The 13,846-nt window shown below is 30.3% G+C and carries 13 protein-coding genes; 5 read left to right on the top strand and 8 right to left on the bottom strand.

The window, feature by feature from the left end; genetic code table 4:
- Window positions 1-117: 117 nt before the first annotated feature.
- From rpsT to K4L35_RS00425, 7 genes are all read right to left on the bottom strand, one after another.
- On the bottom strand, window positions 118-378 hold the full coding sequence (gene rpsT, locus K4L35_RS00395) for a 30S ribosomal protein S20 (RefSeq protein ID WP_221617613.1): 261 nt from the start codon (window positions 376-378) through the stop codon (window positions 118-120).
- A 69-nt stretch (window positions 379-447) separates the two neighbouring features.
- Window positions 448-2,259 carry a hypothetical protein gene (locus tag K4L35_RS00400; protein WP_221617614.1) on the bottom strand — a complete coding sequence of 604 codons (1,812 nt, stop codon included), beginning with the start codon at window positions 2,257-2,259 and terminating at the stop codon, window positions 448-450.
- A gap of 11 nt (window positions 2,260-2,270) precedes the next feature.
- Window positions 2,271-4,175: a hypothetical protein gene (locus K4L35_RS00405; RefSeq protein WP_221617615.1), complete on the bottom strand. Its 1,905-nt coding sequence runs from the start codon at window positions 4,173-4,175 to the stop codon at window positions 2,271-2,273.
- A complete protein-coding gene (locus K4L35_RS00410) occupies window positions 4,163-5,032 on the bottom strand; it encodes an ABC transporter permease (protein ID WP_221617616.1) in 870 nt (289 codons plus the stop codon). Before K4L35_RS00410 ends, K4L35_RS00405 begins: the two co-directional genes overlap by 13 nt.
- A complete protein-coding gene (locus tag K4L35_RS00415) occupies window positions 5,025-5,858 on the bottom strand; it encodes an ABC transporter permease (RefSeq protein ID WP_221617617.1) in 834 nt (277 codons plus the stop codon). Before K4L35_RS00415 ends, K4L35_RS00410 begins: the two co-directional genes overlap by 8 nt.
- Entirely contained in the window at window positions 5,842-7,218 is a 1,377-nt protein-coding gene (locus tag K4L35_RS00420; protein ID WP_221617618.1) for an ABC transporter ATP-binding protein, read from the bottom strand. The genes K4L35_RS00415 and K4L35_RS00420 overlap by 17 nt, the downstream gene beginning before the upstream one ends.
- A gap of 29 nt (window positions 7,219-7,247) precedes the next feature.
- Window positions 7,248-7,391 carry a hypothetical protein gene (locus K4L35_RS00425; protein ID WP_221617619.1) on the bottom strand — a complete coding sequence of 48 codons (144 nt, stop codon included), beginning with the start codon at window positions 7,389-7,391 and terminating at the stop codon, window positions 7,248-7,250.
- A 144-nt stretch (window positions 7,392-7,535) separates the two neighbouring features.
- Here K4L35_RS00425 and K4L35_RS00430 point away from each other — a divergent pair, with 144 nt between their 5' ends.
- The 5 genes from K4L35_RS00430 to K4L35_RS00450 all read left to right on the top strand — a co-directional run bounded on the left by K4L35_RS00430 (window position 7,536) and on the right by K4L35_RS00450 (window position 11,860).
- Window positions 7,536-8,030, top strand: a complete 495-nt coding sequence (locus K4L35_RS00430) for a hypothetical protein (RefSeq protein WP_221617620.1) — start codon at window positions 7,536-7,538, stop codon at window positions 8,028-8,030.
- A 104-nt stretch (window positions 8,031-8,134) separates the two neighbouring features.
- Window positions 8,135-9,238: a molecular chaperone DnaJ gene (gene dnaJ / locus K4L35_RS00435; protein WP_221617621.1), complete on the top strand. Its 1,104-nt coding sequence runs from the start codon at window positions 8,135-8,137 to the stop codon at window positions 9,236-9,238.
- A gap of 191 nt (window positions 9,239-9,429) precedes the next feature.
- Window positions 9,430-9,801: an adenine-specific methyltransferase EcoRI family protein gene (locus K4L35_RS00440; RefSeq protein ID WP_221617622.1), complete on the top strand. Its 372-nt coding sequence runs from the start codon at window positions 9,430-9,432 to the stop codon at window positions 9,799-9,801.
- A 320-nt stretch (window positions 9,802-10,121) separates the two neighbouring features.
- Window positions 10,122-11,240, top strand: coding sequence for a restriction endonuclease subunit S (locus K4L35_RS00445; RefSeq protein ID WP_221617623.1), 1,119 nt, complete (start codon window positions 10,122-10,124; stop codon window positions 11,238-11,240).
- A 65-nt stretch (window positions 11,241-11,305) separates the two neighbouring features.
- Window positions 11,306-11,860, top strand: a complete 555-nt coding sequence (locus K4L35_RS00450) for an inorganic diphosphatase (RefSeq protein WP_221617624.1) — start codon at window positions 11,306-11,308, stop codon at window positions 11,858-11,860.
- 375 nt (window positions 11,861-12,235) lie between these two features.
- Here K4L35_RS00450 and K4L35_RS00455 read toward each other — a convergent pair whose 3' ends face one another.
- Window positions 12,236-13,792: an RNA-binding domain-containing protein gene (locus K4L35_RS00455; protein ID WP_221617625.1), complete on the bottom strand. Its 1,557-nt coding sequence runs from the start codon at window positions 13,790-13,792 to the stop codon at window positions 12,236-12,238.
- Window positions 13,793-13,846: the final 54 nt, after the last annotated feature.

Genomic DNA, 13,846 nt, shown 5'->3' on the forward strand with positions numbered 1-13,846 from the left:
TGTGCTGTTATTATTTTAAAACTTTTTTAGGTTATCTTAATTTTTTTTGCAAAAAAGTTATAAAAAATCAGGAGGTATTACCCTCCTGTGTTCGTTTATGTTATTAGTTTAGGTTAACTATTTGCTTGCGTTTACAAAAGCGTCTAAACGTGCTTGTTTTCTTGCACCTTTGTTAACGTGGAATACACCTTTTTGAACAGCTTTAGCAATGATTGCATGAGCTTTAGCAACTTTTTCAGATGCTTTTTCATCTTTAGCTAAAACAGCTTCACGAGCAGCACGAATTGCTTTTTTAACACGTGATTTCATAGCAGCATTTTTAGCTCTGGCTTGTTCCATTTTTGCAATACTTTTAACTTTTGACTTAATGTTTGCCATTTGTATTAACCTCCCTTTTTCATAATAGTCTTACGACTGAAAAATCTTCCTTATTATAGCATAATGAAATTAATTTTTAGTATTTCTATAATAATACTCTTGAACTTTTGACATTAATTCATCTGATATAGGTGATATTCTTGTGTGAACTGCTGGTTTTCCTGAGTATACATTTTCGTTTGAGATAATGTAGATGTTTCTTGCGTCTTCATCAACTTCTCCAGTTGTTGCGTCTAGGAAATAGTTATCAAGCATTAATGTGTAATCAAAGAAATTTGCTGGTGTATAGTTTACAAAAGCAAAATTTGAAAGATTACCATATTTTTCGAACAATTCATCTTCATCTACATAATCATCAATATTGATGTATGAAAGTTGATATAGAACATTATAAACTTCAGGGTATTTTTTTTCCTTTATAAGGAAATATCATTTAAAAACTTTTTTCAAAATTTCTTTGACTTCTGGATTTGCATCAAGTTGTGCTTTACGAGCTTCTAGATCTTGATATCACTTAACATTGTAAGTTTCTAGTAATCAATCATGAAGTTTTTGACGTTCTTCATCCGTAACTTTTTTAACTTTTTCTAGCATTGAGTCCAACATATATGGTAAAAAGTCTGCATAAATATTTTTAGCGTAAGTCTTGTAAGCTAATTCTTGGTCGTAGTTACTTTCTCTGATTAACTTAGCATGATCAAAAAAGCTATTATAGAATGTTCCTCTTACTGTTTCGTAGATTAAGTTTTCCGTGTTTTCTTCTAGGTTTTTAACAACGATAAAACCATCAACTAGAAGTAAGTTTTGAGTTGGTTTAACAACACCTAATGTTCCAACAGGAACTCTTGCTGGTGCTTCTTCGTCATCTTCATCATATTCTTCAGTAGCAATTTTACCGAAGTTATCTTCTGAATTATAAGCATCTAGCGCATCACCGTTGTACATAATTGAAAAACGAGCATCATTACGATCGGGATCAATTGTTTTATTTAATAACTCTTGACCGTCAGCGATTGCGTTAACTGCTGAAGTATCGGTAATTGATTTTCCCATTGCATCCAAAACCAGGTTTTTGAAGTTATCAATTAGAGATCCATACGTTTCTTCTTTAACATCACCTGTAAATTCAGAAGAATCAACAACTTTTCGAGTACCGTTTAATTTTGTTCTGTAAGTTGAACCGTAAATTAAGTTATCTCTCATCGCATCTGTGAAAAAGAAACGGTTGAAACCATTGTTTTTCATAGTATTAATGATGTTAAATTGTGAATAAGGATCACTGATACCTTCAACATTTTGAATTTTTGCTAAGTTTTGCTCTAGCAATTCTGTTGTTATTTCTATTTCTTTATTTTTATTCGAAGCTTTATTGTATCCAAAAACTGCATCTTGAGCAAAGTATGGCACGAAGTATTTTCATAAGTGATCGTTTATTTCGTTTCCTTCTCAGTCCGTTTTTAAGTACTCATCATAACTTTCTAAGTGATTTCAAACCGTTTCTGTATACAACTTTTCAAGTAATGATTTAAGCTCATCTTCAGTAGTTGTTTCTGGTAAATCTAAAAACTTTTGAAAATTAATTGGTTGTAAGTATCCTTTTTTAATTAAAGAAGCTGCTTGGAAATCACTTCCGATACCTGCAACAGCTTTGTTATTGACAATTGCTGTTGTAAATTCATTAATTCCAGAAAAGACTTTGTAATCCATGGTTTCTGATAACTTTGTCAAGTTTGAAGCAGAAATATATGATTTATAGTTTCAAAAGTTTGGTTTGTAATTATTCTTAATTTTGAAGTATACAGCACTACCAAGTGCTCCTACAGAAGCAGCACCCAGAGCTAAATATAGTCAGAATTTAGATTTTAGAATTGACTTTTTCATTAGTTCCTTTACTATGATTTTGTTTTTTGATAGTAGTAGATTCTTATTTTTGACTTAAGTTCGTTATCAACAGGGATGATCGCTTTATGATCCACTGAATCAGTAGATTGCTCGATGTAGAATAAATTCTGAGCAACTGAATCATTGGTTCCGTCGCCATTATAAAAGTAATTATTGTAAACAAATAATGAATCTGCTTCTATAGGTAGTGAATAATTAATATAGTCAAAATTGTCTATATTTAAGTAGTTTTTGTAAATTTTGTTTGTGATGTTTTCTGTATCTTCTTCATCTTTGGATAAAGATACTCAAGCAATATTGTTAGCAACAAGATCATCAATTTCAGTTTTATCGTCTTTTTCTCTGTTTTGGAAAATATTATCTATTAAAATGAGCTCTAAATTATTATTGATCTTATTTAATAAATCATCTCTTTTTTCTTTTTTCGAATAACCTTGAGTACTGTCATCAAGATTCTTATATTCTATAAGTGCTTGTGCAAATACGTTTATAACTGCATCTTTGTATAAAGTTTGAGTTAAATCGGCATTCTTGGCACTTTGTAAATAATTGAAATTGATTTTATCGATTAAGTCATTAACTTCTTGCTCTCAATCTTTTTCAGCGTTATATTCTTGTGCAATTTCTAATAATTCTGGGTATTTTCAATTTTTGTAATACTCTGCTTGCACGTTGAATACAGCTTGTTTTCTTAATTGTGCAAAATCCCAATCTGGATTTTCCACTTTTAGTTTTTGATAGTATAAATAGGTTTTTCCTGCATCTTGGTATGGACCTCTAGCAAGTAAATCCTGATATTTTTGATTTTGAAAATTAGTATTTGCTTTATTTAAAACTAAACCGTCTACTAAATAAACATTTTGAGAGGGTCTTACTGATGAAAAAACCTCTCCTTCTGGTAACTCTCTAAAGTTATCATTTGAGTAGTAGGCGTCAATCGCATCTCCGTTATACATTAAAGTAGCGTTTACGTTTTGCTTTAAAGGATCAATAAGGTCGTTTAACACTTCAAGTCCATCACCTTTAAATGTAATGTATTTTGTGTCTGTAACATTATGCCCCGTACCGTCTTTAATTAAATGTGAAAAATTATCAATGATTCTTTTATACGTTTGATCATTAACGGTTCCTGTAAATCCTGTTTGGATTCTTTCTTCGTTATTTAAGGCTATGTCATACGTGGTACCATATAACATGTTGTCTCTTTGAGCGTCGGTTATTGTTCAGTATTCATAACCATTGGCACGTAAAATTTTCATGATGTTGATGATTGAATAAACATCTTCGCCAACTAGAAAATCGGCATTTTTATATTTTTCAAAATCAATTTGCTTTAAAAGTTCTCCGTCTTCTGAAATTTTGTTTTCGTCAGCAATTGGAACTTTTTTGTAATTATAAGAGATGACTGCATCTTGTGTAAAATAAGGCACAAAATATTCTCAAAGTTTAATTTGTTGACCTTGTTCGTCTTTTCCTAAATAATCATCGTATTCTTGAAGATGATCTCAAACTATGGTAGATAAAGTCACTTTTAACATTTCTTCATAGTCTTCTGGTTTTAAATCTGGAAGATTAAAAAGCGTTGCATAATCAATTTTTGCTAAATAGCCTTTTTTGATTAATTCTGCTGCTATATAGTCAGTTCCGATTCCTGCTACTGCTCTATTATTAACAATTGCAGTCGTAAACTCAGTGATTTCATTGAATTGTTTATAATCAAATTCTTCACTTAAAACTTCAATGTTATCTTCAGACATCGAAGATTTGTAGTTATAAAAACTGGGTTTGAATTTTGTGTTTAGTTTTATAGAAAAACTAACAATAAAAACTAGTAAGATTGCAAAAAAACCAAAAGCAAAAGAGGCAAATCTTTTAAGAGTTTTTATTTTTTTCAACTTAGCTCAAACGCCAACTTACTTTTTTGACCTTCAGTGGTCTTTTTGATGTTTAATTTTGGTTTTTTTGTTGCGTTAACTTTAACTGAAACGTAAATTACGTTTACAACTAAAATAGTCATTAATAAAATAGCACCAAAAACAAGTGATCATGGTTCGAATGAACCTTCGTAAAGTTTTAGACCTAATGTTGAAGTGTTAGATACTGTTCTAGTGATGATAAAGTCATCCATACTTAGAACTGTTGAAACAACAAAAGTCATTACGATTGAAGGCATCATGTAAACAAAGTATGTTTTGAATCATGAAGAAAGTTTTGAGTGTCCTAGATCTTGTGAAGCTTCAAATAAGTTATTATTGAACTTTTCAGATCTTGGGTACATCAATGAAATTCCATAAGGAAGCGCCATAACTGTATGTGCTGCAATTAATCTTGGCATTCCTTCGCTGTCAGAAGAAATAATTCCAAATAGTAATCCAAAAATTAATACTAACCCGATTGCTGTGATGTTGTCAGGGTTAATGATTGGAATATTCATTGTTGCATTTAATGCACGTTTTACCATTTTATTTTTTTGTCTATACATCGCATAAGAAGTAATTAAACTTAAGAAAATAACAATCACAGAAACAGTAACAGCAATAATGATTGTATTAACAAGTGCAATATCACGACCTGCTTCGAGTACTGATTTTCAGTGTTTTGTTGTTGTTTCTGTTCAAGTAGTTGTTAAGAACCCACCTTTATCTGGATTGTCGTTGAATGATCAAATCGCTCCAACAACAAGTGGAATATAAACAATTAATAGCACAAATTGCACATAAATGTTTTTGAAAACTGCGAAAAATCTATTCATAAATAAATCCTTTCTTGAATTTAATAATAATTCTAGGAGTAATGATAATTAATGAGTAGATTAAGATGAATAGCGATGATACAACAAGAACAAGTGTTGAACCTTTTGCTAGATCATATTTATTACCTGGATTAATTGATGAGTTGATTACATCACCAATTGTTTGGTTTTGTGAACCATCAGGTAACAATTTTGCTGAAATAACGAATGTTGTCGCACCACTTAGGAACACCATACCAAAGCCACTAATTGTTGCTTTTAAAGCATAAGGTATTACGACCTTTACTAATGTTTGGAAAGTGCTGTATCCCATATCATGAGAAGCTTCGACGATATTTTTTGGCATGTCTTTTAAGACTGTATATAAAGGCATTATCATTAAAGGTAAGTTTAAATAAGTTAAACCTAGAACTAAGAATCATTCTTTGTTTAACTTATTTTCGTCGTCGAAAATGTTGACAAATAATGTTCTAATTGAATAAATTCTTGCAATTGTAAAAATTGCCATTGGACTTAAAATCAAAGTCATTGCATAAACTTTAAAAATCGCTGATTTTGAAGTCGAAATGAAGTAAGCAAAGGGGAATCCAATAATTACACAAAGTAGTGATGATGCAATCCCGATTCTTAGCGATCTTCAAATAATGTTTCAAGTTGTTGTACTTGTTACTAAAGAAGTATTATCTCCACCTTCAAGTGGCTTAAAAGCACTAAAAACAATTAATACTAAAGGTAGGATAATCAAAAATGTTGCAATTAAGAAATAAGGTATAGAAAGTGATAGTCTTTTGTTGAAATTTAATTTTTGATTAATTTTTGAAAACATCTGTACTATAGTCTCATTTTTGATCTTTATCCATTAAGTGGATAGAGTCAATTGTTCAGTCTAAATAAACTTCTTCACCTAATTCAAATTTCTTAGCTGTTTCAACATAAATTTTTTGATCTTCTTCTTCAAGTTCAACTGTTAAAAAGTAGTAACTTCCACGGTATGACATTTCTGTTACTTTACCTACAAGTTTTGTATCTGATTTTGGCTTAACATTAGTAATATCAATGTCTTCAGGTCTGATTAAGGCATCTAAATCTTCTGGATTAGCAAACTCTTTAAGTTTTGAAATTGTTTTAAAAGTTTTACCAAACATTTCAACTTTGTTATCTTCTTCCATTGAAGCGTTGTAGATATTTGAATCACCAATAAATGATGCAATTCATTTGTTTACAGGGTAATCGTAAATATTTTTTGGTGTGTCATATTGTTCAATTCTACCATCACGAACAACTGCGATTCTATCTGATAGCTCAAGAGCTTCATCTTGGTCGTGAGTAACAAAAACGAATGTTAGACCTAATTCTTTTTGAATGCTTCTTAATAAAACTTGCATTTTTTGACGAATTTTAGCGTCAAGAGCTGAAAGAGGCTCATCAAGAAGTAAAATGTCTGGTTCAATAACCAACGAACGTGCTAATGCAACACGTTGCTTCATACCTCCTGATAGCTCAGAAATATGTCTTTTTTCATTTCCGACAAGACCTACAAGCTCGATCATTTTGTTAATTTTTTCTGACATTTCTGCTTCAGTCATTTTTCTCTTGAAATATCTATTTTCAAAAGCTTGTTTTTTAAGATTTACATAATTTTCTCAGTATGAATATTTAAAGTCTGAATCATCAAGTCAATCTTGACGTTTTTTATATTTAAAAGTATTTGGTTGTAAAGTTTCAAGTTCTTTTTCATATTCCTCTTGAATCTTGTCAAGTTTTTTCATTTCAGCTTGCGCTTTTTCTGTTCATTTGACAATTTTTTGTTCAAGTGCTTTTACGTGTTTTTCGTTAATTGTTTCTTTTGGTACTCTTTTTAATTTAAGTCCGTAACGAATATTTCCTTCAACATTTAAGTGAGGGAAAAGGGCGTAATCTTGGAAAATTGTTGAAACATTTCTTTTGTGAGCTGGTAGATCTTTAATATCTAAGTTATTAAATTTAATTTCTCCACGTGTTGCTCATTCAAAACCACCTAATAATCTCAATATTGTGGTTTTACCTGATCCTGAAGGACCTAAAAGTGTTACAAATTCTCCTTTATTAATGATTAAATCGACATTATCTAAAACTCTTTTATCACCGAATTCTTTAACAACTTCTTTAAGTTCGATGATTGCGTTTGATTTGTTTTTTTGTGACATATAAACCTCCTAATTATTTTTAAACAAACCTAAACTTTTAGGGAGGCTTTATCAAATGCAAATAGTGAGAAAAATTCCACGAAAAAACGTAATGTTGGATACTCAACATCAGTGAAAACTGCTAGGATAATTCTCGCTAATTTTTGGTGCAAATTCTTAATGCAATTTTTCATAAAAACTATTATAAATGCATAACAAAAAAAATAAAGAAAAAAACAGATTTTTTGCAATTCAAAAACTGTAATTGCTATAATGATTTAAATATTAAAGACAAATAAATCATAAATTTACATACATTATTGCTTCATAGGGGTTTTATGAAAAAAAACATCAATAAAAAACTAGTTAAATTTAGCTTTATTTTTGTTATTCCTTATTTGATTTTCAGACGTCAGAAATCACAGCTTTTGCAACTTGAAAACGAAATGAAAAATTTAATCCTTTTAATCGAGGCTCAAATGATCAAAAAGCAAGAAAGTTATTCTCGTTTTTTAGAAGTAAAAAATATAAATAATGTTCAAATCAATGATCCATTTGAAACAATAAAAAATAATTTAAATTTTGATTTAAAAAAAAGATCAAAAGATCTGAAAAAAGTTTATAAAAATTTAAATGAATTTGAGATCGATCTAAATATAAAAGCAAAAAATGAAATTAAAGAAATAATCAAAATAGTTGAGCAAGAAAACACAATAGCATTGCAACTTTTCGAAAACTCAAGAGTAAAATACAATGAGATTTTAGGTGGTTTATTCAATTCATTACACACAGAGAATGCAAATAAGCAAGCTATAGAAACGTTTGTAAAATAGCATATTAACATTACAAACTTATTTCAGTTAACAACAAAAGCGTTTGCATTTTATTTTTAGCAATCAAATATTTTATTTGCTAAATGTGTTAAAATAATAACACTATGAGCAAAAAAAGAGATTACTATGAAGTTTTAGGTGTTGCTAAAAACGCAACTGATCAAGAAATTAAGAAAGCTTACCGTAAGCTTGCTATGAAATATCACCCTGATAAACTAAAGGATGGTTCATCAGATGAGAAAATGAGAGAAGTAAATGAAGCTTATGAAGTTTTATCTGATGCTAAAAAGAGAGCTAATTATGATCAATTTGGTCACGAAGGTGCTAATGCAGGATTTAACTCTGGAGGCTTTAATGCAGGTGGTTTTGGAGATTTCGGAGATATTTTTAGCGACTTTTTCTCAGGCTTTGGTGGTCGTTCGCAAAAAAGAAGTGGACCTCAAACTGGTGATGATTATAAAACAGAAATTGAAATCAGTTTTATGGAAATGATCAAAGGTGTTTCTTTGAAACGCAAATTTGATAAATATGAACTTTGTCTTTTCTGTAATGGTTCAGGGGCTAGAAGTGCTTCAGATATCCAAACTTGTTCAACATGTAATGGAGCAGGTCAAGTAATTAAAAATACAAGAAATCCATTTTTTGGAATCATGCAATCAAGAGAAGTTTGTCACGATTGTTCTGGTCAAGGTACAAAAGTTGGTCACAAATGTGGCGAATGTAAAGGTAAAAAATACATCAAGAACCATAAAGAGGCAACAATCAACATTCCTGCAGGAGTCAAAAGTGGTTCAAGAATGATTCTAAAAGGTTATGGAGCTAAAGGGCACAATGGTGGCCCTGCTGGTGACTTATATGTTTTCATAATCGTTAAAGATCATCCGTTTTGAAAACGCGATGGAGACAATATTATTATGAACTTCGATGTTTCAGTTTTAGACATTTTAAACGAGAATGCTGTTGAGGTTCCAACACCATATGGTATTCAAAAAATTAAAATGAAAAAATCTTACACAACAGGAAAAATTCTTAAACTGGACAAGGCAGGAATTCAGTCATCAAGAATGACAGGCGACATGAAATTGATCATAAATGTAATATTGCCTGAATTAAGCAAAAAAGATGAAAAAAAACTTATTGAACTAACTAAGAATCTTGAAGATTCAAGCAACCAAAGTTTTGTCAAAAATGTAATGAAATATTCATAAAAACGGGATCCCGTTTTTATTTTTTTATCTGTGAAACAGTTCTAAAAGTAAAACAAATTATATTTAAAGGTATTACCACGAAGAAAGAGTAAGATATATACAAATAATTCGACTATAAAAAATCAAAACTTTTTTGTGTTTAAAATCATGAATTACAAAGATACAGTGAACATTGATTGAAAGGTGTGTAAATGAGACAAAACGGTAGACAGTTTTTGGAAATAGCAAAAAGAAACAAAAAAGACGAGTTTTACACACAAATGCATGATATAGAAAGTGAGCTTTCTTACTATCAAGACAAATTTCAAGGGAAAGTTGTATATTACAACTGCGATGATCCTCAAAAAAGTAACTTTTTTAAGTATTTTTACACTAATTTTTCAAAACTAAAACTAAAGAAACTGATTGCGACCAGCTATTCTAAAGAAGGAAAAGCAAAGTTAAAAAGAAGGGTAAGTTTTATACCTTTAAAAAGTTGTGGTTTTTCGAGTAAAACACATTATCAAGAAAAAAACCATTACTCTAACCACACAAATGCAATAAATCTGATAACAAGGCCTTAAACAATAATAGTTCGATTCAAATGAAAACTAATCGTGAAACTTCTAAAGCTAACCAATCTCAATTTTTGATTACTTAATCCTAAATTCCTTTTTTCGTTTCTAATTCAGGATCCTAAGAAGGTTTTTTTGTTTTTAAATTCTATAAAGCAGTTTATATAGCAAATGTAAACGGTTTTTATTTTGTATAATTTAGCTAACTTATGGGTTTAACCATAAAAAACAGGGAAGGTATTTAGAATGAGAGAGAGAGAGAGAGAGAGAGAGCTAATCAGCCACAATTAAGGTTTCAAGGGTTCGAGGGTGAGTGAAAGCTCAATAAATTGAGTGACATTGTTTTCTACCAAAACGGTAAAAGCTTTGAATCGTTTCAATCTGATCAAGGCAAGTATTCGCTTGTTAAAATGAATTCTGTTAATTTTGATGGTGTGTTTAAAGAGTCAGGAAAATTTATAGACCTTGAAGCACAAACATTACTAAAAGACGATATTATCATGATTGTCAGTGACATTGGTTTTGGAAACCTTATAGGTCTTTGTGGTGTAATACCCGAAAACAATAAATACGTACTTAACACTCATACAGCACTTTTGAGATTAAATCAATTAGAAAATAATTCAATATATGTGCAAAATTTCATTAATAAAAATCAACCTTATTTCAAAAAGAATTGTCTCGGAATGTCTCAACTTCATATTACAAAATCGTCAATATTAGACTTTCCAATATATACTCCTTTCATAGCAGAGCAAGTAAAAATTGGCAAAAATCTTCGGTTTGTTCTTGATATTTTTGAATCCTCTATCAAAATAATTGAATTTAAAATAGTTCTTAAACAAACTCTTTTATCAAAACTGTTAATAAAAAATAATAGCTCGCTACCCGATTTCAGATTTAAAGGTTTTGAAGACGAATGAACTTATAAATCATGATCTGAAATTGTAGAAAAGATATCAAAAAACTCAAACGATAATACTTTACCTAAGCTTGAATATGAAGATATTGACAAAGGGAACGGAGTTTTAAATAAAGATATTTCAAATAAGTTTGACAACAGAAAGGGAATACTTTTTGAACCTGGTGATGTTTTGTTTGGTAAATTGAGACCTTACTTAAAAAATTGGTGATTGGCCGAATTTATCGGAATCGCCTTAGGTAATTTTTGAGTTATGAAGCCACTAAACAATGATTCTAATTTTGTTTTTAATTTGCTTCAAACAAACAGATTTAAAGAAGTGTCAAACTTAACTTTCGGAACTAAAATGCCTTCTTCTGATTGAAGTTTAGTTTCAGAACAAACATTTGCCATCCCATCACTTTCCGAACAGGTCAAAATCGGAAGATTATTTAAACTTCTAGATAAACTCATAAATCTGCAAAAGCAAGAAATCAACATTTTACAAAACCTTAAGAAAACAGCTATGAAAATGTTGTTAGTTTAAACACACCACTAATAACAAAAGTCTATTTTATAAGACTTAAGCGCCTTTGTGTTATTATTTAAATTATGAAAAATATTATTAGTGTAAAAATCGAAATTCAAAAAGATTCAAAAATTAAATACGAATGAAACCGTAAAACGAAAGAACTTGAGGTTGACAGAATTTTAAGAGGTGATTTTAAATACCCAGCAAACTATGGTTTTATTCCTAACGCTTTAGACTGAGATGGTGATGAATTAGATGTTTTAGTTTACAGCGATGAAAAATTCGTTCCAGGCGTGAGACTAAATGCTAGAATCATTGGTGCAATGAAAATGATTGATGATGGTGAAACAGACACAAAATTAATCGCAGTACATGCTGATGATTATAGATATGATTCAATTCAAAAACTAGAAGATTTACCAGCTCCTTTCTTAGATACAGTTAAAACATTCTTTAGTACATACAAAAACTGAAAACGTCCAGGAATCACATCAGTAGGTGGGTTCAATGATGTTGAATGAGCATTAAAAGAATACGAAGAATGTGTTGAACTAATGGATAAATACGGAGATATGGACAAAGACGATTTCATCAAATTAATGATGGAAAAACACCCTGAAAAATACGAAGCTTAATACAAAAAACAGCCACAGGCTGTTTTTGTTTTAACCTTTTTATCAACCACGACTTTCTAGGGTACTTTCTAGGGTACTTTCTAGGGTACTTTCTAGGGTACTTTCTAGGGTACTTTCTAGGGTACTTTCTAGGGTACTTTCTAGGGTACTTTCTAGGGTACTTTCTAGGGTACTTTCTAGGGTACTTTCTAGGGTACTTTCTAGGGTACTTTCTAGGGTACTTTCTAGGGTACTTTCTAGGGTACTTTCTAGGGTACTTTCTAGGGTACTTTCTAGGGTAGCACATCTTAAAAAAATAAAAACAATTTTTTTATTTTTTGGTTAATAACAAAGAGCAAAACAATCATCATGTCACACTTTGTTGTGGCTGAACAATTATATATTTACTAAAAGTTTTCAAATTCCTTTTTTGGTACCACCTTCTCTTTCCAGGAAGCCATGTTCTTTTAGTTTTTTTACATTTTTTCTAATACCTTCGAACGAAAGTTCACCAATCTTTTTATGAATTTCACTTATTTTTATTTCTGGGTCTTGTTTTATTACTTTTAATATTTTCACTTGTATATTCGTTAAAGATGAAATTCGATTCACTACTTCTCCATCTATGACTTTTTCTCTCTCAAACTGACCGTACACAGTATTTCAAAACACATCGTTAATATAAATAGACACCAATGTGTAATCATCTTCTGAAGATATTTCTCTAAATTTTAAATTAGGTGAGTTATTAAGTTCAAGTTCCTGTTTTGCTCTTCTTATTCCTGATCCATATGATTCTATATATTTAAGAGCATGAAAGCACTCTTTTAGTTTCTCATTAATGTATTTTCTGTTATCAAATTGTATACCCTGGTTCATCATTTCAGGAGTAATAGGTGGTATTGGTCTATTCAAATTAACAATTGTGATTTCTTTATGATATGCATGAACCCTTACAGGTTCTCTGACTGTGTAATCTTTATGCAAAATAGCATTAGTAATCAACTCCTCAAAAGTAACTTTTGGGTAATTGCATACTATTTCATGTTCGATTTTATCTCTGAATCTTAACGTCAGGCAATCATACACCGAACTTTCAAAATAATCAATAGCCTGTCTTACTTGTTTTCAAACAGGTCCATAGAAATCTTTACCTATCATTTGATCTTCCGTTTTGATCTGTCTAATGAATTGAACGTAGGCACCTGGAATAAATTTACTTGGATTTCTGGTAAACATTAATACAGCTCAGTTTTTAACTCTAAAATCATCTTCTTCAAGAGTAGACACCATACTTAAATGTCTTATTAAATCTTCTTTCGTCATAGCTAGAAAATCAGGATTTGCTTTTATTTCTTTTAAATACTCAATAATTAAGTCATGATTTAAGTCATTGACCGTAGCTAACTCATTATAGTTTTCACAAAAATTAAATCTTTCAAACTTGCTCAATAAATAAAGCTTTTCTCGTTTTGTTGCGAGTTTGGTTCTTGCATTCTCCCTGATATAAACACCAACTGGAAGACCAATCGTTTTATCGTTTTGAGCCTTCTCTGTAGTAGAATAAGGTCCTTCAAAGCAATTCTGCAACGAAATAACAATAAAGTTTCTTCCTTCAAACTTGTCAATCACAATTTTGAACTCCACTTTTGGTTTTATATAAGCAGTAAGCGATCTTAACTCATTTTCTGTTGTTTCTAAAAGCGATTCTTCAATACCTTTAATAGGCATTTCAGGTATTGCCTTTTCGCCACTATCAGAGTCATTTACTTCTTGTACACCTATAAACAGGTAATTTTCTACATTTTCATCAATATTGTTAGCAAAAGCACATAATGTTTTCAAAATAGCATCCTTATACTTTATTGAAGATTTGTATTCAATAGAAGGACCCTCAGCTAAACGTTTACTAAGAATTTTCTGTGCCACTTTTTTTATTTCATTTGTCGTCATTTTTACCTCTTATAATAATTATATTTATTAGTAAATAAACAGTTGTAATATAGG

Origin of the sequence: Mycoplasma sp. Ms02, from assembly GCF_019720735.1 — a bacterium.
Classification (GTDB): domain Bacteria; phylum Bacillota_I; class Bacilli_A; order Mycoplasmatales; family Metamycoplasmataceae; genus Mycoplasmopsis.